Raw genomic sequence first — 21,579 nt, 5'->3', positions numbered from 1 at the left:
CTGGGGAACGGCCGGTTAGCCGTGGCCGGGGGATGCGCCTAGCATCAGCCTGACCGAACCCAATGCACCCCGAGGACCTCACGTGCGATTTCGTCTGACCCCCAGGGAGACGAGCTTCTACGACATGTTCGCCGCATCCGCGGACAACATCGTCACGGGCTCGAAGCTCCTGATGGAACTGCTCGGAGCGGATTCCTCCGCCCGAGCCGAGATCGCGGAGCGGATGCGGGCAGCGGAGCACGCGGGGGATGACGCCACCCACGCGATCTTCCACCAGCTGAACTCCTCCTTCATCACGCCGTTCGACCGCGAGGACATCTACAACCTGGCCTCCTGCCTCGACGACATCATGGACTTCATGGAGGAGGCGGTCGACCTGGTCGTCCTCTACAACGTGGAGGAACTGCCCAAGGGCGTCGAGCAGCAGATCGAGGTACTGGCCAGGGCGGCCGAGCTGACCGCCGAGGCCATGCCGCACCTGCGCACCATGGACAACCTGACCGAGTACTGGATCGAGGTCAACCGTCTGGAGAACCAGGCCGACCAGATCCACCGCAAGCTGCTCGCGCAACTCTTCAACGGCAAGTACGACGCCATGGAGGTGCTGAAGCTCAAGCAGATCGTCGACGTGCTCGAAGAGGCCGCCGACGCGTTCGAGCACGTCGCGAACACGGTGGAGACCATCGCGGTCAAGGAGTCCTGAACCACGTGGACACCTTTGCTCTGATCGTGACCATCGGTGTCGCGCTCGGCTTCACCTATACCAACGGCTTCCACGACTCGGCGAACGCGATCGCGACCTCGGTCTCGACGCGTGCGCTGACGCCGCGCGCCGCGCTCGCGATGGCCGCGGTGATGAACCTCGCCGGTGCCTTCCTGGGCAGCGGCGTGGCCAAGACGGTCAGCGAGGGCCTGATCGAGACGCCCCACGGCACGCGGGGCATGTGGATCCTCTTCTCCGCGCTGGTCGGCGCGATCGTCTGGAACCTGATCACCTGGTACTTCGGTCTGCCCTCGTCGTCCTCGCACGCGCTGTTCGGCGGCATGGTCGGCGCGGCGCTGGCCGGTGGCACGGAGGTCATCTGGACCGGCGTGGTCGACAAGGTCGTCATCCCGATGTTCGTCTCGCCGGTGGTCGGTCTGATCGTCGGTTACCTGGTGATGGTCGCCATCCTGTGGATGTTCCGCCGCTCCAACCCGCACAAGGCCAAGCGCGGCTTCCGCATCGCCCAGACCGTCTCCGCGGCGGGCATGGCCCTCGGCCACGGTCTCCAGGACGCGCAGAAGACCATGGGCATCGTGATGATGGCCCTGGTCATCGCCGATGTGCAGGGAGCGGGCGACGCCATCCCGGTCTGGGTCAAGCTCGTGTGTGCCGTGATGCTGTCGCTGGGCACGTACGCGGGTGGCTGGCGCATCATGCGCACCCTCGGCCGCAAGATCATCGAGCTGGATCCGCCGCAGGGCTTCGCGGCCGAGACCACCGGCGCCTCGATCATGTTCGGCTCGGCGTACCTCTTCCACGCGCCGATCTCCACCACCCACGTGATCACCTCGGCGATCATGGGCGTGGGCGCCACGAAGCGGGTCAACGCGGTCCGCTGGGGCGTCGCCAAGAACATCATCCTCGGCTGGTTCATCACCATGCCGGCGGCCGCACTGGTCGCCGCGGTGAGCTTCTGGATCGTGAACCTGGCCTTCGTGAACTAGCCGCGAGAGCGTGGAGGTCGTCACGACGACCGCGCACCGGGCACGACACGAAAGCGGGCCGGCTCCCCCCACCCAGGGGGAGCCGGCCCTTTTCCTTTCGCCTCACGGTGGCACCGCCATGCAGCACCGCGGGACGTCTATCGGTACATCCGGGGGCCGGGGCTCAGCCGAAGCGGCCCGAGATGTAGTCCTCGGTGGCCTGGACGGACGGGTTGGAGAAGATCCGGTCCGTGTCGTCGATCTCGACGAGCTTGCCGGGCTGGCCGACGGCGGCGAGGTTGAAGAAGGCGGTGCGGTCCGAGACGCGGGCCGCCTGCTGCATGTTGTGCGTCACGATGACGATCGTGAAGCGCTCCTTGAGCTCCCCGATCAGGTCCTCGATCGCGAGGGTGGAGATCGGGTCGAGCGCGGAGCAGGGCTCGTCCATCAGCAGGACCTGGGGCTCGACCGCGATGGCGCGGGCGATGCACAGGCGCTGCTGCTGGCCGCCGGAGAGGCCGGAGCCGGGCTTGTTCAGGCGGTCCTTGACCTCGTTCCAGAGGTTGGCGCCCTGGAGGGACTTCTCGACTATGTCCGTCAGCTCGGACTTCTTGAACGAGCCGTTCAGGCGCAGGCCCGCCGCCACGTTGTCGAAGATCGACATGGTGGGGAAGGGGTTGGGGCGCTGGAAGACCATGCCGACCGTGCGGCGGACCGCGACCGGGTCCACGCCGGGGCCGTACAGGTTCTCGTCGTCCAGCAGGACCTTGCCCTCGACGCGGCCGCCGGGGGTGACCTCGTGCATGCGGTTCAGGGTGCGCAGGAAGGTGGACTTGCCGCAGCCGGAGGGGCCGATGAAGGCCGTCACGGAGCGGGGTTCCACGGTCATCGAGATGTCGTCGATGGCCTTGTGGGTGCCGTAGAAGGCGGAGAGGCCGCTGACGTCGATTCGCTTGGCCATGAGAGGGTCACATCGCTTTCATAAGTCGCGTCAGCGACCGGTCTTCGGGGCCTTCCAGCGGGCGATGCCGCGAGCCACCAGGTTGAGGATCATGACGAAGGCGATCAGGACGAGCGCAGCCGCCCATGCCCGGTCGTAGGAGGCTTCACTGCCGACCTTGTACTGCTCCCAGATGTAGAGGGGGAGCGAGGACTGGGCGCCTTCGAAGGGGTTGCCGTTGATGAGCTGCGAGCCGAAGACCAGCAGCATGATCGGTGCGGTCTCGCCGGCGATGCGGGCGACGGCCAGCATCACGCCGGTGGAGATGCCGCCGATCGCGGTGGGGAGCACGACCTTGAGGATCATGCGCCACTTCGGCACGCCGAGGGCCAGGGCGGCCTCGCGCAGCTCGTTCGGGACGAGCTTGAGCATCTCCTCGGTGGAGCGGACCACCACGGGCATCATCAGGATCGACAGGGCCATCGCGCCGGCGAAGCCGGAGGGACCGAAGCCCAGCATCAGGTTCCAGGTCGTCAGGATGAACAGACCCGCGACGATGGAGGGGATGCCGGTCATCACGTCGACGAAGAAGGTGACCGACCGGGCGAGCGGGCCCCGGCCGTACTCGACGAGGTAGACGGCGGTCAGCAGGCCGATGGGCGCGGCGATCGCGGTGGCCAGGGCGACCTGTTCGATGGTGCCGAGCAGGGCGTGGTAGACGCCGCCGCCGGCCTCGAAGCTGGTCACGCCGTTCATGGAGTGGCCGAGGAAGGCCGCGTCGAGGACCTTCATGCCGCGGCTGATGGTGGTCCACAGCAGCGAGAGCAGCGGGATGACCGCGAGGACGAAGCAGACCCAGACGACGGACGTCGCGACCCGGTCCTTGGCCTGGCGGCGGTTCTCGATCACCGAGCTGGCGACGTACGTGACGGTGACGAAGAGCAGCGCGGCGAGCAGGCCCCACTGGATCGTGCTGTCGAGGCCGAAGACGAGGCCGATGCCGCTGCCGAGGACGATCGAGAGGACCGCGATGCCGGCCGGGGCCCAGCGGGGCAGGCCACCGCGGGTGAGGGTGGCGGGGGCGACGGACTTGCGGGCCCGGGTGGGCCGCTGGTCCTGGAGGGTGTGGCTCATCAGGCGTTCGCCCCCGAGAAGTCCTTGCGGCGGGCGATGATCAGCCGGGCCGCGCCGTTGACCAGCAGGGTCAGGAGGAAGAGGACCAGGCCGGAGGCGATCAGCGCGTCCCGACCGAACTCGTTGGCCTCGTCGAACTTCGCGGCGATGTTCTGCGCGAAGGTGCCGCCACCCGGGTCGAGGATGTGGCCGGAGATCAGGAAGCTCGGGGAGAGGACGGTCGCGACGGCCATGGTCTCGCCGAGCGCGCGGCCGAGGCCGAGCATCGAGGCGGAGATGACACCGGAGCGCCCGAAGGGCAGCACCGACATGCGGATGACCTCCCAGCGGGTCGCGCCGAGGGCCAGGGCGGCCTCCTCGTTCATGCGCGGGACCTGGAGGAAGACCTCGCGGCTGACGCTGGTCACGATCGGCAGGATCATGATCGCGAGCAGGATGCCGACGGTGAACAGCGAGCGGGCGACGCCGGGCTGGCTCTTGTCGAAGATGTACGTCCAGCCCAGGTACTGGTCGAGCCAGAGGTTCAGCCCGCCGAGCTGCGGGACGAGGAAGAGGGCGCCCCAGATGCCGTAGATGATCGACGGCACGGCGGCCAGCAGGTCGACCACGTACGCCAGCGGCGTGGCCAGCTTGCGCGGCGCGTAGTGCGAGATGAAGAGGGCGATGCCGACGGCGATCGGAACCGCGATGACCATCGCGATGATCGAGCTGACGACGGTGCCGAAGAGCAGGACGGCTATGCCGAAGACGGGGGGCGTGGCCGACGCGTTCCAGTCGAAGGTGGTGAAGAAGTTTCCTTCGTTCTTCGACAGGGCGATGGTCGCGCGGTAGGTGAGGAAGGCGGCGATCGACGCCATGATCACCAGGAGGGCGATGCCGGAACCCTTGGAGAGCCCGGCGAAGATCTTGTCACCGGCGTGGCCGGTGGACCTCTCGCTCCTGGAGACGGGCGGAGCCGTGTCTATCTGGGTGGGTGTGGTGGAAGCCATGGTCTTTCCGGTCTGTGTGGGGGGCATGCCCCCTGGCGGCGGTGCACCGGATCCCCCTGGGTGGAGGGGGAGGGTCCCCCGGCGCCGGCCGACTCGGAACGGGAGTCGGCCGGCACCCGGGGATCGAGGACTCAGGACAGCGAGGTGATGACTTCGCGGACCTTGGCGTTGATCTCGGTCGGGATCGGGGCGTAGCCGTTCTCGCCGAGGACCTTCTGGCCCGCGTCCGAGGCGGTGTAGTTCAGGAAGGACTTCACGGTCGGGAGCGTCTCGGCCTTGTTGCCCTTGTCGCAGACGACCTCGTACGTGACCAGGACGATCGGGTACGCGCCCTCGGCCTTGGTGGTGTAGTCGAGCTTCAGCGCCAGGTCGGAACCGGTGCCGGCGATCTTGGCGGCGGCGATGGCCTTGGAGGCGTTCTCGCCGGTGGCCTTGACCGGGGCGCCGGCGCCCGTGTTCAGGTCGACGGTCTTGATGTTCTGCGAGGCGGCGTAGGACAGCTCGAAGTAACCGATCGAACCGTCGACGGCCTTGACCTGCGAGGCGACACCGGAGGAGCCGGAGGCGCCGAGGCCGCCCGGGGCCGGCCACTTCTTCGCGGGGTCGTGCGGCCAGGCGTCACCGGCGGTGGCCTTGAGGTACTTGCCCAGGTTCTCGGTGGTGCCCGAGTCCTCGGAGCGGTGGAAGTGCTGGATCGCGGTGCCGGGAAGCGTGACGCCGGGGTTCAGCTTCTTGATCGCCTCGTCATCCCACTTCTTGATCTTGTCGTTGAAGATGTTGGCGATCGTGGCGGCGTCCAGGTTCAGCTTGTCCACACCCGCGACGTTGAAGCCGATCGCGATCGGGCCGCCGACCATGGGCAGGTTGATGCCCTGGCCGCCGGTGCAGATCTTCTTCGACTCCTCGACCTGCTCGGGCTTCAGCGCGGAGTCCGAGCCGGCGAAGCCGACGGTGCCCTGGTTGAAGGCGACGATGCCCTCACCGGAGGAGGAGGACTTGTAGTTGACCTCGACGCCGGAGCAGGCGGCCATGTAGTTCTTCACCCACACGTCCACGGCGTTCTTCTGCGCGGACGAGCCGGAGGCGAGCAGCTTGCCCTTGGCGCCTTCGCACTTGACGTCGCCGGGTGCGGGGGCCGAGGCCTTGCCGCTCGCCGAGGAGTCGGTCTTGGTGTTGTTGTCCGAGCCGCACGCCGTGAGGACCAGGGCGCCGGACACGACAAGCGCCCCGAGGGCGGAGGCACGAAGCATGCTCTTGCGCTGAAGCTTCACTTTCGGGTGTTCCTTCCAGAAGCCGCCGGCCGCTTTCTGTATCGGGGCGGCGTGCGAAGAGGACTACGGGTTGGCCGGGTGCGGGCAGTGGGCTTTTCGGCCCGGCTCGCACCTTGCAGTACCGAAATTAGGCAGAACAGGTGAAGCGGTCGACGGCCCTCGGTGAACGGACGGTGAACCGTGGCGGGCGGGCCGGTGCGGATGGGGGGGTTTGTACCTGGGCGTAACGGGGCGTTATCCGCACGTTATGCCGCCGTGACCTTTGCCTGGCCGGCGGGGTGGGGCGGAGCGGTGGGGTGGCCGGAAATCGGCGGTGTCACCGCGCCGGGCCGCCCGGGGGTCGGGGTGTCTTGGCGCGGGGCCTTCGCCGGGGGCCTGCCCGGGGGGTTGGTGCGCAAACCCGCCGGGGGCCGGGTGTGGGCGTGGTGCGGGTGCGTGGGGCCGTGCGGCGCCGTTGCCGGGGGCGCTGCCCCCGGACCCCCGCGCCTCAAACGCCGGCGGGGCTGGATTGGGCGGCTGCGCCTCAAGGGGCCGGCGGGGCTGGAAGGGGCGGGGGGCCTTGGGTCAGGGGAGGGCCGGGGTGGGGTGCCAGAGGGTGTGGAAGGTGTGGCGGGCGGCTTCGACCGCGTGGCGTTGGTCGGCGTGCAGGACGCCGAGGGCGTACGCGGTGGCCGGGGCGATGCGGGGGGTGCGGGCGGCGGTCGCGGAGGCTGCGGCGGCCTCGGAGGCGTCGCGGTGGCGGTCCAGGGCCTCGCCGGCGGCGACCAGCCGGGTCACGTCGTCGCCGAGGGTTTCCCGGGCGTACCGGTGGACCCGCAGGAGGCGGCGTACCTCGTGCCAGGCCCCGTCCTCGTGTGCGGAGTACGGGGTGCCGCCCTCCGGGGCCGGGAGCGCGTCCACGGCGCCGAGCAGACGGGTTTCGGCCACCTCGGCCAGCGGGACCAGTACGTCGTCGACCCGGCCGCGGGCCGCGACGGGGTCCAGCGGGACCTCGGAGGCGAGGACGGCCACCGCGTCGGCGACCGCGTGGAACCGGGCCGAGCCGAGGGCGGACAGGGTCGCCGAGTGGGCTCGGGTCCGGGCCAGGGTGAGCTGCCGTTCCAGCAGTGCGCCCGCCCGGGCGGAGCCCACGGTGAGCGCGCCGGCGGTGCCCCGGGGCGCGGGCACCTCGGGGGTTCCGGAGAGCCGGTGCAGGGCGTCCATGAGCCGTGACAGGCGGACGCCGTACGCGTGCTCGTCGGCGAGGGTGGAGGACAGCCAGACGAGTTCCGTGCGCAGCGAGTCGGCCCAGGCCGACTCGGTCACCGCCCGGAAGGTGCCCAGGGAGCCGGAGATCCGGCGCGCGGCCCCCCGCAGGCCGCGCGCCGCGTCGGTTCCCCCGGCGGTGTCGGCCGCCCCTGCCGCGCCGTCGCCGTGCAGGCGCAGCGCGCGCAGGAAAGCGGTGGCCTGGGACCGCAGGTACGTGCCGAGCACGTCGCCTGCCAGGGGGTCATGGTTTGGCTGAGCCACGCCGGCGCCTCCGGGCGTCTATGAGCATCTCCTGTACGTGCCGCAGCGGCTGGCCCTCGGAGTCCGTGGCGTGCCGGGTCCACTCGCCGTCCGGCCCCAGGTGCCAGGAGGCGGTGTCGTCGGACATGCCGATTTCGAGGAGTCGGTCCAGTGACGTGCGGTGGGCCGGGTCGGCGACCCTGACCAGTGCCTCGATGCGACGGTCGAGGTTGCGGTGCATCATGTCGGCGCTGCCGATCCACACCTCGGGTTCGCCCCCGTTGCCGAAGGCGAAGACCCGGGAGTGTTCGAGGAAGCGGCCGAGGATCGAGCGGACGCGGATGTTCTCCGACAGCCCGGGGACGCCGGGGCGCACGGCGCAGATGCCGCGGACCCAGATGTCGACCGGGACGCCCGCGCGGGCGGCCCGGTAGAGGGAGTCGATGAGGGCCTCGTCGACGATCGAGTTCATCTTCAGTCGGACGTACGCGGGCCGGCCGGCCCGGTGGTGGTCGGCTTCCTTGTCGATGCGGGAGACGAGGCCGTCGCGCAGCGACTTGGGGGCGGTCAGCAGTCGGCGGTAGGTCTCGCGGCGCGAGTAGCCGGACAGCCGGTTGAAGAGGTCGGAGAGGTCGGCGCCGACCTGGGGGTCGGTGGTGAGCAGGCCGAGGTCCTCGTAGAGGCGGGCCGTCTTGGGGTGGTAGTTGCCGGTTCCGACGTGGGAGTAGCGGCGCAGTTGGTCGCCTTCCTGGCGGACGACGAGCGACAGCTTGCAGTGGGTCTTGAGGCCGACGAGCCCGTAGACGACGTGGCAGCCGGACTCCTCCAGCTTGCGCGCCCATTTGATGTTGGCCTGTTCGTCGAAGCGGGCCTTGATCTCGACGAGGACGAGGACCTGCTTGCCGGATTCGGCGGCGTCGATGAGGGCGTCGACGATGGGCGAGTCGCCGGAGGTCCGGTACAGGGTCTGCTTGATCGCGAGGACGTCCGGGTCGGCGGCGGCCTGTTCCAGGAAGGCCTGTACGGAGGTGGAGAAGGAGTCGTACGGGTGGTGCAGCAGCACGTCCCGTTCGCGCAGCGCGGCGAAGATGTCGGGCGCGGACGCGGACTCCACCTCGGCGAGGTCGCGGTGGGTGCCGGCGATGAACTTCGGGTACTTCAGCTCGGGCCGGTCCAGGGAGGAGATCCCGAAGAGGGCGGTCAGGTCGAGCGGTCCGGGCAGCGGGTAGACCTCGGCGGCGCTGACCTTGAGTTCCTGTACGAGGAGGTCCAGGACGCCGGGGTCGATGGACTCCTCGACCTCCAGGCGGACGGGCGGGCCGAAGCGGCGCCGCATGAGTTCCTTCTCCAGGGCCTGGAGGAGGTTCTCCGCGTCGTCCTCCTCGACTTCGAGGTCCTCGTTGCGGGTGACGCGGAACATGTGGTGCGCGAGCACCTCCATGCCGGGGAACAGCTCCTCCAGGTGCGCGGCGATGACGTCCTCCAGCGGGACGTAGCGCTGGGGGGAGGCCTCCAGGAAGCGGGAGAGCAGCGGCGGGACCTTGACCCGGGCGAAGTGGCGGTGGCCGCTGACCGGGTTGCGCACGACGACGGCCAGGTTCAGGGACAGGCCGGAGATGTACGGGAAGGGGTGCGCGGGGTCCACGGCCAGCGGGGTGAGCACCGGGAAGATCTGGTTGCGGAACAGGGTGAAGAGGCGCGCCTGCTCCTTCTCGGTGAGGTCGGGCCACCGGATGAGGTGGATGCCCTCCTCGGCGAGCTGGGGGGCGATGTCCTGCTGGTAGCAGGCGGCGTGCCGGGCCATGAGCTCGCGCGAGCGGGTCCAGATCAGGTCCAGTACCTCGCGGGGCTGGAGGCCGGAGGCGGAGCGGGTGGCGACGCCGGTCGCGATGCGGCGCTTGAGGCCGGCGACGCGGACCATGAAGAACTCGTCGAGGTTGCTCGCGAAGATCGCCAGGAAGTTGGCGCGCTCCAGCAGCGGGGTGGCGGGGTCCTCCGCGAGTTCCAGTACCCGTTCGTTGAAGGCGAGCCAGCTGCGTTCGCGGTCGAGGAACCGCCCGGGGGGCAGTTCGCCGCCCTCCTTGTCGTCGTAGGTGTCCGGATCGGCGTCGAGATCCGGATCGAGATCGACGTGGCCGACGTTCGGGCGGTGCGCGGCTATGGAGCCGAGCTGCGACTTCGCCGTGGCGGGCGTGTGAGACGGGTGCTGGGCGGGGACCTCGGTGGGGCCGGCGCTGGGCTTGTGGCTCATGACTCCATTCTTCCGCGCACGCGGCAGGACAGGCGCGTCGGAAGTGTCGGCCGTCAGGCGGAGTCGGGGCTGCATGCTCGGATGCTGGCAAGCGCTTCTTAATGCCCGGTTAATGGCGAATGGCTTCCAGGGTCCGCCTGGCGCACGGGAGGACGCCGGGGTGACGGATTGCTCCGTTCGGCCGGCGCCTCAGCTCTCGGTGCGGTACATCAGGTCCACCTCGTGGGTGGTGAAGCCGAGGCCCTCGTACACGGCGAGGGCGGCCGGGTTGTCGGCGTCCACGTAGAGCATCGCGGTGGGCAGGCCGGCCGCCGCGAGGTGGCGCAGGCCGATCGCGGTGAGGGCCTTGCCCAGGCCGCCGCCCTGCGCGCCGGGGCGGACGCCGACGACGTAGACCTCGCCGAGCCGCTCCTCGGCGTGGATCTTCGTCCAGTGGAAGCCGATCAGCTCGCCGTCGCGCTCCGCGAGGAAGAAGCCCTTGGCGTCGAACCACGGCTGCGCGATCCGGTCGGCCAGGTCCCGCTCGGTGAGGGAGCCCTGTTCGGGGTGGTGGGCGAAGGCGGCCGCGTTGGCCGCGATCCAGGCCGCGTCGTCGGCGCCGGGGACGAAGGTGCGTACGGTGACCCCGGCCGGCAGGGCGGGTTCGGGCAGCGGCGGTGCCTCGGGGCCGAGCGGGCGGCGCAGCTGGCGCAGTTCGCGGAACAGGGTCAGGCCGAGGACCTGCGCGAGGTGCCGGGCGGCGGACTTGCCGCCGTGCGCCCAGACCCGGACGCGCTTGCCCGAGGCGGCCAGCAGGGCGGTGCCCAGGGCCCGGCCGTGGCCGCGGCCGCGCAGGGAGGGGTGGACGACGAGTTCCGCGGCGGGGGCCTCCACCGGGTCGGTGTCCTCCAGTTGTCCGTACGCGGTGAGGCGTCCGTCGGCGGTGAGCAGGAAGTGCCGGATGCCCTCGCGGGGTCCGCCGCGGAGCTGGATGCGTCCCTGTTCGGACACGGCGGTGGTGCCGTCGGTGCGGGCCGCGTCCGTGATCAGGGTGAGTACGGCGTCGGCCTGTTCCTCCGTCAGCTCGTCGAGGGTCTCAATCTGCCGTCCCGGCTCCGGGGCCGCTGCTGCGTCAGTCATGACCCCACCGTACGACCGCAACCAGCCCGTAACCCATTGGACCCTGTCGTGCTACGCGCGTTGACAATAGGCTGCGGCGGACCTCCCAAGTTGTCTCGCTGTCCGCAAAGGGGACTAAATGTCAGCGAAGCCACAACGGCACCGCCGAGCCCGCCGGTTGACCCTCGCCGCTCTCGCCGCCACGGCCGGCGCCGGAGCCCTGGTCGCCGCCGCCCTTCCGGCCGGAGCCGCGAGTGGTGGCGGTGCGGCCAAGAGCCGGACCGTCGATGTTCAGATGCTTTCGTTCAATGACTTCCACGGCACGCTGGAGCCCCCGCAGGGTTCCTCCGGCACCGTGACCGAACGCCAGGCGGACGGCACCACCAAGGCCATACCCGCGGGCGGCGTCGAGTACCTGGCGACGAGCCTGCGCGAAGCCCGCAAGGGCCACGAGTACTCCGTCACCGCCGCGGCCGGTGACATGATCGGCGGCAGCCCGATGCTGTCGGGGCTCTTCCACGACGAGCCGACCATCGAGGCGATGAACAAGCTCGGCCTCGACGTGTCCAGCGTCGGCAACCACGAGTTCGACGAGGGCAAGACCGAGCTGCGCCGCATGGCGTACGGCGGTTGCCACCCCACCGAGGGCTGTTTCGAGTACGGCAAGACGTTCACCGGAGCGGAGTTCCAGTACCTCGCCGCGAACGTGACGGACGAGAAGACCAAGCGTCCGCTGATGTCGCCCACCTTCGTCTGGAAGAAGGGGGACGTGAAGATCGGCTTCATCGGCGTCACCCTGGAGGGCACTCCGGACGTCGTCACCGCCGAGGGCGTCAAGGGCCTCAAGTTCGGCGACGAGGTCGAGACGATCAACAAGTACGCCGCGGAGCTGAACAAGCAGGGCGTGAAGTCGATCGTCGCGCTCATCCACGAGGGCGGTCTGCCCGCGGGCGGCGCGTACAACTACGACTGCGACACCCCCGGCGCGGGCGCCGGCATCTCGGGCGCGATCGTGGACATCGCCAAGAAGGTCGACCCCAAGGTCGACGCGCTGGTGACCGGCCACACGCACCAGGCGTACGCGTGCAACATCCCCGACCCGGCGGGCAACCCGCGCACGGTCACCTCGGCCGCCTCCATCGGTCGGCTGTACACGGACACCACGCTCACGTACGACCGGCAGACCAAGGACATCGTCCGTACGCCGGTCACCTCGCCCAAGCCGGTCAACAAGGTCGTCAACCGTGAGCAGCCCAAGGCCGCGGACATGAGCGACCTGATCCGGCGCTGGAACGAGCTGGCGGCCCCGATCGCCAACCGTCCCCAGGGCTTCATCTCGGCGGACATCCCGGGCCGTGGCTCCGAGGCGTACGAGAAGCCGCTCGGCGACCTGATCGCCGACGCGCAGCTGGAGGCCCTGGCCCCGGCCGACAAGGGCGGCGCGCAGTTGGCCGTCATGAACCCGGGCGGCATCCGCTCGGACCTCGCCTTCAAGGCCTCCGGGGCCGAGGGCGACGGAGTGGTGACGTACGGCGAGTCCTTCACGGTCCAGCCGTTCACCAACATGATGAACATCGTGGACCTGACCGGCGCGCAGCTGATCACCGCGCTCCAGCAGCAGGTCAGCGGTCCGGTGAACGGCGCGAACCCGAAGATCCTTCAGGTGTCGAAGGGCTTCACGTACACCCTGGACCTGACGAAGGCGGGCGTGGACCGCGTCGTCGTGGACTCGGTGAAGCTGAACGGCGTGGCCATCGACCCCGCCAAGACCTACCGGGTCGCGATGAACGAGTTCCTCGCGGGCGGCGGTGACGGTTTCACCGTCCTGAAGGAGCACAAGAACAAGCTGGTGGGCGCGTCCGACCTGGACTGCTTCAACGCCTACCTGACGAACAACTCCTCGCAGGAGTCCCCGATCGCCCCGCCGGCGGCGAACCGGATCACGATCGTCAAGTAGTACCGGAGCGACATGCGCGCACAGCGCGCCCGAAGGGGCGACGGGCCCGGCGGCCCGTCGCCCCTTCGGCGTTCCCGGCGGTCCCCGGCGCCGCCGGGAAGGGTTCAGAGCCGGTCGAGGAACGCCCCGACGGCCTCGTGGAAGCCCCGCGGGTCGGTGAACGGCACGAAGTGGTCCCCGTCGAGCGGGGCGTACGAGGTTCCCGGCCGCCGGGTGACCATCGCGTCGGCCAGGCGCTGCGGGAGGGACTGGCTGCGGGTGCCGTGGATCAGCAGGGCCGGGCAGGTGCTCGCGAGCCAGGCGTCCCAGTGGTCGCCGCGGCAGGCGTGGATGGAGTCGAGCATGTCCTGCGGGTGGAAGGGCAGCCGCCAGTGGCCGCTGTCGGGCAGCGGTCGCAGGGCGCCGGTGACGAACTGCGCGACGACCGGGCCGACGGCCGCGAGGAGCGCCTCGGGGCTCTCGCCCGTGTACGGGACGCCGCGCAGGAAGGGGAAGGGTTCCGGCCCGTCGGGGTCGATCTCCACTCCGGAGTCCACGTCGATGAGCGCGGAGACCCGGTCGGGGTGGGCGGCGGCCAGGTGGATCGCGTTGAGGCCGCCGAGGGAGTAGCCGAGGACGGCGACGGGGGCGTCGAGGCCGAGGTGGTCGAGCAGGGCCACGGCGTCGGCGACGTAGCCCTCGCGCCGGTGGTCGGGGGCCCGGTCGGAGTCGCCGTGGCCGCGCTGGTCGGGGGCGATGACCCGCCAGGCGTCGCCGAGGTGGGCGGCGAGGCCGGTGAAGGCGGCGCCCTCGGACAGGCCGCCGTGGAGCACGAGCAGCGGGCGGCCGGGGCCGCCGAAGTCCAGGTGGGACAGGGTGCGGTCGTCGATCTTCAGCTCGTGGCGCATGGCGTGGCTCTCCCCGGGGTGCGATCGGTCGGTGGTCCGGCGGGTGTTTCGGCGGATGGTGCGTCGGTGTTCCCGGTCCCAGGCTGCCGGCATTTGGGCAAGCGTGCAATACGTTCGTATAGGGCGCTTGCCTGAGGCGAGCGCCCAAGAAGGGTGGCGCGGATACGATCCCCGCATGGGAAATCGCGAGGACCTGTTGGCCGGAGCGCGGCGCTGCCTGGAGGAGAAGGGCTACCTGCGCACGACCGTGCGCGACATCGCCTCGGCGTCCAAGGTGAGCATGGCCGCGATCGGCTACCACTTCGGGTCGCGCGAGGCGCTCCTGAACCGCGCGCTGTTCGACGCCATGGACGAGTGGGCCGCGGCGGCCGGCCGGCTCGCCGGCGAGGGGGACACCGCCGAGGAGCGGTACGCCGACACCTGGGACCGCAAGATCCGCGACTTCGGCGACATGCGCTGGCTGTGGGTCGCCAACGTCGAGGCGTTCGTCCACGCGCAGTCCTCGCCCGAGGTCCTCGCGATCCTCGCCGAGGGTCAGCGCCGCTCCCGGCGCATGGTCGCCGCCCAACTCCGCGGGGTCCCCGAGGAGGAGGTCTCCGAAGCGGACGTACGGGCCCTCGGGTCGGTGCACATCGCGCTGCTCAGCGGCGTGATGGTGCAGTGCCTGACCGACCCGGAGGCGGCGCCGGACGGCCACGAGCTCGCCCAAGGCCTGCGCGCCATGGCGGAGTTGCTCGAAAGCTGACCGCTACCGATGGGTAGCAATGCCCGGTCCCGCATGCCATGATCCCGTCCCACCACTGGGTCGGCGAAGGGGCGGGCATGGGAAGCGGAATGGACCGGCGGAGGTTCCTGGTCGGGGCGATGGCGGCGGGCGCCGCCCTCGGGATGGGCGCGGCGGGCCAGGCCTCGGCGGCCACGCTCGGCACACAGGACTGGATGGCCGGCCTCGCCGACTCCACCCCCCTCCAGCGCATGACCATCCCCGGCACCCACGACTCCGGTGCCCGCAAGGGCGGGCTCTACGTCGCCTGCCAGAACACCTCGATCGCGCAGCAGCTCGACGCGGGCATCCGCTTCCTCGACGTCCGATGTCGGGTCACGGGCGGCTCGTTCGCCATCCACCACGCGGCCTTCTTCCAGGACCTGATGTTCGGGGACGTCCTCGTCGACTGTGGGAACTTCCTCGCCGCGCACCCCTCCGAAACCGTGCTGATGCGCGTCAAGCAGGAGTACTCCGAGGACAGCGACGCCACCTTCCGGGCCGTCTTCGACGACTACCTCGACAACCGGGGCTGGCGCCCCCTTTTCCGGATCGCCGACACCCTGCCCTCGTCCCTGGGGCAGGCCCGCGGCAAGGTGGTGCTGCTCGCCGACAACGGCGGCCTGCCCGGCCTGCGGTACGGCGACGGGAACGTCTTCGACATCCAGGACGACTACAACACCGAGCCCTTCGCCAAGCGGGGCCGGATCGAAAACCACTTCCGCAAGGCCGTGCAGCAGCCCGGGAAGCTGTTCGTGAACTACGTCAGCACCGCCGCCTACATGCCCCCGCGCTGGAACTCGGACCGACTCAACCCGCAGGTCCACGGCTTCGTGGACGGCGGGGAGATGGCCGGCCGGACCGGGCTCGGCATCGTCCCCATGGACTTCCCCAACACCCGCTCCGGGCTCGTCGCCTCACTGATCCGGCACAACTGACGCGCCGCCCGCAGGCGGTGACGCCGCCGGATCCGCGGCCGGCGGCGGGGTCGGCGCACCCGGGATGCGGAGCACCGCCTCCGTGCCCGGGCCGCCGTCCCGGGCCGCCCGCAGCTCGGCGCTGCCGCCCGCGCGGTTCACCGTACGGGCCACGATCGACAGGCCCAGCCCGCTGCCGGGCAGGGCGCGGGCCGACGGGGACCGCCAGAACCGCTCGAAGACGTGCGGCAGGTCCTGGTCCGGGATGCCCGGCCCGTGGTCCCGTACGGTCAGCTCCCCGGCGTGCAGCGCCACCTCGACCCGCCCGCCGGACGGGCTGAACTTCACCGCGTTGTCCAGGACGTTGACCACCGCACGCTCCAGCGCCGCCGCCTCGCCCCGTACGTACCAGGACTCCAGGGACGAGCCGAACGTCAGCTCCGGACCGCGCAGCCGGGCCCGCGACAGCGCGGACCCGACGATCTCGTGCAGGGCCACCACCCCGAGCGGGCCCGGCGAGGCCGCGTCCGGGCGGGACAGCTCCTGGAGGTCCCCGATCAGCGACGCCAACTCGGTCATCTGCGCCTTCACCGAAGCCAGCAGCTCCCGGCGGTCCTCCGGCGGAATCGCCCGACCGGTCTCCTCGCTGCGCGCCAGCAGCTCGACGTTCGTGCGCAGCGAGGTCAGCGGGGTGCGCAGCTCGTGACCGGCGTCCGCGATCAGCTGGGCCTGCCGGTCCCGGGAGGAGGCCAGCGCGGCGGTCATCGAGTTGAAGGACCGCGACAGCCGGGCGATCTCGTCCTCGCCCTCGTCGGGGATCCGCACCGTGAGGTCCTCGGTACGGGCGATGTGCTCGACGGCGCCGGTGAGTTCGTCGACGGGCCGCAGACCCGTGCGGGCCACCCACAGGCCGGCCGCGCCCGCGCCCACGACACCGATGCCGGACACCAGGAGCAGCACCCAGGCCAGGGTGGAGAGCGGCTTGTCCATGTCGGCGAGGGGCTTGGCCACCGAGATCGCGGCGTCCTGCTTGCCGGCCCGGGAGGTCAGTTCCACGAACTGCGTGTAGACGCGCACCGGGGTGCCGTCCGTGGTCACGCCGTCGTACAGGACCGTGTCGCGCAGCCTCTTGGCGACCTGGAGGTCGTAGTCACTGACCGGGAGGGTGTTCTTGCCGTCCACCAGGCAGCGGCCGCCGGACGGCAGCACGATCTGCACCTGCGCGCTCAGGTTGTTCACGAAGGGGTTGGGCAGCGCCTGCTCCTGGCAGCCGAGCGCGTTCAGGGTCTGGCTCGCCTGGGCGCGGGCGTCGGTGGAGCGCAGCGAACTGTTCAGCTGGTCGTCCAACTGCGCGCGGACCATGAACCAGCTGACGCCGGCCACCGCCGCGACGGCGACCGCCACCGCCACCGCCACCAGCAGCGCGAGCCGCGAACGCAGCGGCAGCGCCCGGAATCCGGCGACCGGGTTCACTCGGGCCCTCCGTGGTCCCCGGCCCCGGCGGCGCGCAGCACGTAACCCACCCCGCGCACGGTGTGGACCAGGCGCGGCTCCCCGCCGGCCTCGGTCTTGCGGCGCAGGTACATCACGTACACGTCCAGGGAGTTGGAGCTGGGTTCGAAGTCGAAGCCCCAGACGGTCTTCAGGATCTGCTCGCGGGTCAGCACCTGGCGGGGGTGGGCCAGGAACATCTCCAGCAGCGTGAACTCGGTGCGGGTCAACTCCACGGGCCGCCCGGCCCGGGTGACCTCGCGGGTCGCGAGGTCCATCCGCAGGTCGCCGAAGGTCAGCGCGTCCTCGGGCTCCGGCCCGCCGGCCGCGGGCGCCGCGTACGAGCTGCGCCGCAGCAGCGCCCGGACCCGCGCGAACAGCTCGTCCAGCTCGAACGGCTTCACCAGGTAGTCGTCGGCGCCCGCGTCGAGGCCGGTGACGCGGTCGCCGACGGTGTCGCGGGCGGTCAGCATCAGGATCGGGGTGGTGCTGCCGGCGGCGCGCAGCCGTCGGGCCGCGGTCAGGCCGTCCATCCGGGGCATCTGGATGTCCAGCACGATCAGGTCGGGGGCGTACGAGGCCGCCTGGTCGAGGGCGTCCAGGCCGTCGACGGCGGTCCGCGCGCCGTATCCCTCGAAGGCGAGGGAGCGGCGCAGGGCCTCGCGGACGGCCGGCTCGTCGTCGACGACGAGGATGCGCTGCTGGTCGCCTTCGGCGGCGTTCATGTGGATCCCCCGGGGGTGGTGGTCGGTCCTACCAGGCTCGCACGGGCCGCCTAGAAGGAGGTCCCGAAGCCGTTGGCGGCGCCGCCCGCGTCGCCGGCGCCCGAGTCGGCTCCGGTGTCGCCGGCGCTGCCGCTGCCGCCGCCGCGCAGGGATTGGAGGTCGGCCTTGATGGTGTTGACGGGGATGGCGAAGCCGAGGCCGACGCTGCCGGCGCTGCTGCTGTCGCTGGAGGGGGAGTAGATCGCGGAGGGCATCCCGACGATCTCGCCGTTCATGTTGACGAGGGCGCCGCCGGAGTTGCCGGGGTTGAGGGAGGCGTCCGTCTGGATGGCCTTGTAGGAGGTGGTGTTCTGCCCGGTGTTCCCGTTGAACTGTTGTCCGTCGTACGAGAACGGCCAGCCGCCGCCCTGTCGGCCCTGCGGGGCCTGCTGCTCGGACTTGGGCACGTTCACGTCGCGGTTCAGGGCGGAGACGATGCCGCTGGTGACGGTTCCGGTCAGTCGGTCCGGGGAACCGATGGCCACGACCTCGTCGCCCACCTTGAGTCCGTCGGAGTTGCCGAGCTTGGCCGCCTTGAGGCCACTGGCGCCCTGGAGCTTGATCAGCGCCAGGTCCTTGTCCGGGTCGGTGCCAACGGTCTTGGCGGTGTACTTCTTGCCGTCGCTCATCGTCACCTGGATCTCGGAAGCCCCCTCCACCACGTGGTTGTTGGTGACGATCTCCCCGTCGGCGGTGACGACGATGCCGGAACCGGTGCCCTGGCCGGACGAGGTCCGGGTGTCGATGCGCACGACGGACGGGCTGACCTGCTCGGCCACGCCGGAGACGGTGCCGTTGCTGGACTGGGAGACGTTGGTGCCGCTGATCCCGGAGCCGCCGGTGTTCTGCCCGCCGAGGTACTGCTGCACCGCCGCGGCGGTGCCACCGCCCACGACGGCGGCGGCCAGCGCGACGGTGGCGAGCAGGGCGACGGGCCGCTTGGCGCGGGCCGGGCCGGCGTGGGCCGGTCCCGACGGGGCGGCCGCGGGCCGGTCCCAGCCGCCTTCGGCGGGCACCGTCTCGCCCTGGATGACGGGCGGCTGGTGCGCCTCGTGCCAACCGGGCGCCGGCGCGGCGGGCGGGTACGGGGGCGGCGGCGGGTAGGCGCCCGCCCCGGCCTCCTGTGCGAGCCGGTCACGTCCGCGCTGCCAGTCCTCGCCGAACGGCGCGGGCTGGGGGCGGTTCTCCTGGGGGTACTCGCCTTCGCGGCGGAAGCTCTCGGTCATGTCTCTGACTGTGTCCGGGGATCATGAGAGCTTCCTGAGTCCCGGCTGAGAAGCCCGACAGAACCGCGTATGCCCGATATAAGGACAGGACCCGGACCCGGACCCGGACCAGGATCCGGGCTCGGGAAGCCCCGAGCCCGTCCGCGAGAGCAGCGTCAGCGGCAGCCGCAGGACCGTCGGATCACCAGCGCCGACGGGAACTGCTTGAGCCGCTCCCGGCGCGAACCCGCCACCCGCAGGGCGTCGTCCAGGACGAGGTCCACCGCCGCGCGGGCCATCGCCGTGCGGTCGGAGGCGATGGTGGTCAGCGGCGGGTCCGTCAGCGCCGCTTCCTTGACGTCGTCGAAGCCGGCCACGGCCAGCTCGCCCGGCACGTCGATGCGCAGCTCCCGCGCCGCCCGCAGCACGCCGATGGCCTGGTCGTCGGTGGCACAGAAGATCGCCGGGGGCCGGTCCGGCCCCGACAGGACCTCCAGGGCGACGGTGTACGCGTCGTAGCGGTTGTACGGGGCCTCGAAGAGCCGGCCCTCCACCGAGCGCCCGGCCTCCAGCATCGCCCGCCGCCAGCCCTCGACGTGGTCCGCGACGGGGTCGCCGACCGACGGGGTGTTCTCGACGCCGCCGATGCAGGCCACGTACGGGTGCCCGTGCTCCAGCAGGTGCCGGGTGGCGAGCTGCGCGCCGCCGATGTCGTCGGTGATCACCGCGACGTCGTCGATGGCCTCGGGACGCTCGTGCAGCAGCACGATCCGCGCGTCCCACGCCTCGATCTCGGAGGCGGCGCGCTCGCTCATGCCCTGGCTGACCAGGATCAGCCCGGAGACCCGCATGCCGAGGAAGGCCCGCAGGTAGTGGACCTCGCGCTCGTCGCGGTAGTCGGAGTTGCCGACCAGGACCATCTTCCCGCGCTCGGCGGCGGCCTGTTCGACCGCGTGCGCCATCTCCGCGAAGAACGGCTGCCGGGCGTCCGGGACGATCATGCCTATGAGGTCGGTGCGCCGGGACGCCATCGCCTGCGCGACCCGGTCGGGCCGGTAGCCCAGCTCCTTGATCGCGGCGAGTACACGCTCGCGCGTGGCCGGGGCAACCGGCCTGGGTCCGTTGTTGATGACGTAGCTCACGACGGCGGTAGAGGTACCCGCAAGTCGCGCCACGTCATCCCGCGTCACCTTGGCCACGCGCGGCAGTCTACGCGGGGTGACCTACCTCTGGGCAGGCCGTCCCGCCGACTCGATCGTTACCGGAGTTTCCTCCATACGGGGGAGGGCGGCGGCCGCCTTCGCGGCTGCCTGTGCCGCGGCCTCCGCGGCTGCCCGCTCGACCTTCTCGGGGGTGACGAAGCGGTAGCCGACGTTGCGCACGGTCCCGATGAGCGACTCGTGCTCGGGGCCGAGCTTGGCGCGCAGCCGACGCACGTGGACGTCGACCGTCCGGGTGCCGCCGAAGTAGTCGTAGCCCCAGACCTCCTGGAGCAGCTGGGCGCGGGTGAAGACCCGCCCCGGGTGCTGGGCGAGGTACTTGAGCAGCTCGAACTCCTTGAAGGTCAGGTCCAGGACCCGGCCCTTCAGCTTCGCCGAGTAGGTGGCCTCGTCGACCGACAGGTCGCCGTTGCGGATCTCCATCGGGGAGTCGTCGGAGCCCATCTGCTGCCGGCCGGTGGCGAGCCGCAGGCGCGCCTCGACCTCGGCGGGCCCGGCGGTGTCGAGGAGGACGTCGTCGATGCCCCAGTCGGCCGTGACGGCGGCCAGGCCGCCCTCCGTGACGACGAGGACGAGCGGGCAGCCGGGGCCGGTGGAGCGGAGCAGCTGGCAGAGCGACCGCACCTGAGGGAGGTCGCGGCGCCCGTCGATGAGGATGACATCGGCTCCGGGGGTGTCCACGAGGGCCGGTCCCTCGGCAGGCGCCACCCGTACGTTGTGCAGCAGCAGGCCGAGGGCGGGCAGCACCTCGGTCGACGGCTGCAGGGCGTTGGTCAGCAGCAGGAGAGAGCTCATGCCCGACCACCTGCCCGGGTCGGGCGTTTGTGCACGTGCGTGTGCACGGATCGCTGGTCCATCACGTCGGTTCCTCCTCGGTCCCGTCGAGGACTTTCGCGGCACTGCTTCGTACGACTTGCCTTGCGCCCCCGGTCCCCGCGCCCTGGGGTCCGGGGGGACGCACTGTTCTCGGTCCGTTCAACGCGCTGAAAGCACAAAAGGACCCGGGGGCTACGTTGCCCGGATCCTCTACGCCGCCAGAATAGCCCACCGGTCCTTTCGGGGCAGGGGCTCCGACGAACCCCTTCTGTGGTTCCTGCCACGCCCGTCACCAGGGTATGCCCCGGTTTCGTCGGATCGGTGGCCTCTCGCCGCCCTGCCCGTGCGTACTCGGGGCGCGCGGAGGCACGCGGGGGTGGGCGGTCGGAGGGTTCATCATGGATGCCGACGAACAGAGAGCCGACGAGGGGAGCAGCTGTGGCAACCGGAACCATCCGCTACTGGGCGGCGGCCAAGGCCGCCGCCGGGACGGCGGAGGAGCCGTACGCGGCGCGGACACTGGGCGAGGCGCTCGACGCCGTGCGCGAACGCCACCCGGGAGAACTGACCCGGGTCCTGCTGCGCTGCTCCTTCCTCGTGAACGAAGAACCTGTGGGCAAGCGCCCGCACGATGCCGTCCTGCTCACGGAAGGCGGCACCGTCGAGGTGCTTCCGCCGTTCGCGGGCGGGTGAGCGGGA

General features: G+C 70.9%; 19 protein-coding genes. 6 read left to right on the top strand and 13 right to left on the bottom strand.

The window, feature by feature from the left end; all coding sequences use genetic code 11:
- The first annotated feature begins 82 nt into the window (after positions 1–82).
- Positions 83–703, top strand: a complete 621-nt coding sequence (locus OG906_RS16385; protein ID WP_053675393.1) for a DUF47 domain-containing protein — start codon at positions 83–85, stop codon at positions 701–703.
- Between the two features lie 5 nt (positions 704–708).
- A complete protein-coding gene (locus OG906_RS16380) occupies positions 709–1,710 on the top strand; it encodes an inorganic phosphate transporter (protein WP_267828112.1) in 1,002 nt (333 codons plus the stop codon).
- Positions 1,711–1,873: 163 nt separating this feature from the next.
- On the opposite strand, the gene pstB is transcribed toward OG906_RS16380, so the two are convergent.
- The 7 genes from pstB to mshD form a co-directional block, all read right to left on the bottom strand.
- On the bottom strand, positions 1,874–2,650 hold the full coding sequence (gene pstB / locus OG906_RS16375) for a phosphate ABC transporter ATP-binding protein PstB (RefSeq protein WP_053675397.1): 777 nt from the start codon (positions 2,648–2,650) through the stop codon (positions 1,874–1,876).
- A 30-nt stretch (positions 2,651–2,680) separates the two neighbouring features.
- Positions 2,681–3,763 carry a phosphate ABC transporter permease PstA gene (gene pstA / locus OG906_RS16370; RefSeq protein WP_329443593.1) on the bottom strand — a complete coding sequence of 361 codons (1,083 nt, stop codon included), beginning with the start codon at positions 3,761–3,763 and terminating at the stop codon, positions 2,681–2,683.
- A complete protein-coding gene (gene pstC / locus OG906_RS16365; RefSeq protein ID WP_329443591.1) occupies positions 3,763–4,752 on the bottom strand; it encodes a phosphate ABC transporter permease subunit PstC in 990 nt (329 codons plus the stop codon). Before pstC ends, pstA begins: the two co-directional genes overlap by 1 nt.
- A gap of 131 nt (positions 4,753–4,883) precedes the next feature.
- Complete coding sequence (pstS, locus tag OG906_RS16360) at positions 4,884–6,023, bottom strand: phosphate ABC transporter substrate-binding protein PstS (RefSeq protein WP_329443589.1); 1,140 nt, start codon at positions 6,021–6,023, stop codon at positions 4,884–4,886.
- Between the two features lie 564 nt (positions 6,024–6,587).
- Positions 6,588–7,532 carry a CHAD domain-containing protein gene (locus OG906_RS16355; RefSeq protein ID WP_329443587.1) on the bottom strand — a complete coding sequence of 315 codons (945 nt, stop codon included), beginning with the start codon at positions 7,530–7,532 and terminating at the stop codon, positions 6,588–6,590.
- Positions 7,513–9,762 carry an RNA degradosome polyphosphate kinase gene (locus OG906_RS16350; RefSeq protein ID WP_329443585.1) on the bottom strand — a complete coding sequence of 750 codons (2,250 nt, stop codon included), beginning with the start codon at positions 9,760–9,762 and terminating at the stop codon, positions 7,513–7,515. Before OG906_RS16350 ends, OG906_RS16355 begins: the two co-directional genes overlap by 20 nt.
- Positions 9,763–9,951: 189 nt before the next feature.
- Entirely contained in the window at positions 9,952–10,881 is a 930-nt protein-coding gene (gene mshD / locus OG906_RS16345; RefSeq protein ID WP_329443584.1) for a mycothiol synthase, read from the bottom strand.
- 118 nt (positions 10,882–10,999) lie between these two features.
- On the opposite strand from mshD, the gene OG906_RS16340 reads away from it, so the two are divergent.
- Positions 11,000–12,817 (top strand): bifunctional metallophosphatase/5'-nucleotidase, encoded by a 1,818-nt coding sequence (locus OG906_RS16340; protein ID WP_329443582.1) that lies wholly within the window; start codon positions 11,000–11,002, stop codon positions 12,815–12,817.
- A gap of 104 nt (positions 12,818–12,921) precedes the next feature.
- On the opposite strand, the gene OG906_RS16335 is transcribed toward OG906_RS16340, so the two are convergent.
- Positions 12,922–13,704 carry an alpha/beta fold hydrolase gene (locus OG906_RS16335; protein WP_329443581.1) on the bottom strand — a complete coding sequence of 261 codons (783 nt, stop codon included), beginning with the start codon at positions 13,702–13,704 and terminating at the stop codon, positions 12,922–12,924.
- A 175-nt stretch (positions 13,705–13,879) separates the two neighbouring features.
- On the opposite strand from OG906_RS16335, the gene OG906_RS16330 reads away from it, so the two are divergent.
- Both OG906_RS16330 and OG906_RS16325 read left to right on the top strand, forming a co-directional pair.
- Complete coding sequence (locus OG906_RS16330; protein WP_329443579.1) at positions 13,880–14,449, top strand: TetR/AcrR family transcriptional regulator; 570 nt, start codon at positions 13,880–13,882, stop codon at positions 14,447–14,449.
- A gap of 77 nt (positions 14,450–14,526) precedes the next feature.
- The gene (locus OG906_RS16325; protein WP_329443577.1) at positions 14,527–15,405 is read left to right on the top strand and encodes a phosphatidylinositol-specific phospholipase C; all 879 of its coding nucleotides are present in this window, start codon (positions 14,527–14,529) and stop codon (positions 15,403–15,405) included.
- Here OG906_RS16325 and OG906_RS16320 read toward each other — a convergent pair.
- From OG906_RS16320 to OG906_RS16300, 5 genes are all read right to left on the bottom strand, one after another.
- On the bottom strand, positions 15,385–16,857 hold the full coding sequence (locus OG906_RS16320) for a sensor histidine kinase (protein WP_329443575.1): 1,473 nt from the start codon (positions 16,855–16,857) through the stop codon (positions 15,385–15,387). The genes OG906_RS16325 and OG906_RS16320 overlap by 21 nt on opposite strands.
- Positions 16,854–17,600: a response regulator transcription factor gene (locus OG906_RS16315; protein WP_329443572.1), complete on the bottom strand. Its 747-nt coding sequence runs from the start codon at positions 17,598–17,600 to the stop codon at positions 16,854–16,856. The genes OG906_RS16320 and OG906_RS16315 overlap by 4 nt, the downstream gene beginning before the upstream one ends.
- 50 nt (positions 17,601–17,650) lie before the next feature.
- On the bottom strand, positions 17,651–18,865 hold the full coding sequence (locus OG906_RS16310) for a S1C family serine protease (RefSeq protein WP_329443570.1): 1,215 nt from the start codon (positions 18,863–18,865) through the stop codon (positions 17,651–17,653).
- Between the two features lie 155 nt (positions 18,866–19,020).
- Entirely contained in the window at positions 19,021–20,043 is a 1,023-nt protein-coding gene (locus OG906_RS16305; protein WP_267801251.1) for a LacI family DNA-binding transcriptional regulator, read from the bottom strand.
- 24 nt (positions 20,044–20,067) lie between these two features.
- Positions 20,068–20,859, bottom strand: coding sequence for a winged helix-turn-helix transcriptional regulator (locus OG906_RS16300; RefSeq protein WP_329443568.1), 792 nt, complete (start codon positions 20,857–20,859; stop codon positions 20,068–20,070).
- A gap of 459 nt (positions 20,860–21,318) precedes the next feature.
- Here OG906_RS16300 and OG906_RS16295 point away from each other — a divergent pair, with 459 nt between their 5' ends.
- The gene (locus OG906_RS16295) at positions 21,319–21,573 is read left to right on the top strand and encodes a MoaD/ThiS family protein (protein ID WP_053680787.1); all 255 of its coding nucleotides are present in this window, start codon (positions 21,319–21,321) and stop codon (positions 21,571–21,573) included.
- Positions 21,574–21,579 lie beyond the last annotated feature (6 nt).

This window comes from Streptomyces sp. NBC_01426 (genome assembly GCF_036231985.1).
GTDB lineage: Bacteria > Actinomycetota > Actinomycetes > Streptomycetales > Streptomycetaceae > Streptomyces.
The sequence above is the reverse complement of the archived record's forward strand: the minus strand, read 5'-3'. Positions and strand labels throughout refer to the sequence as shown.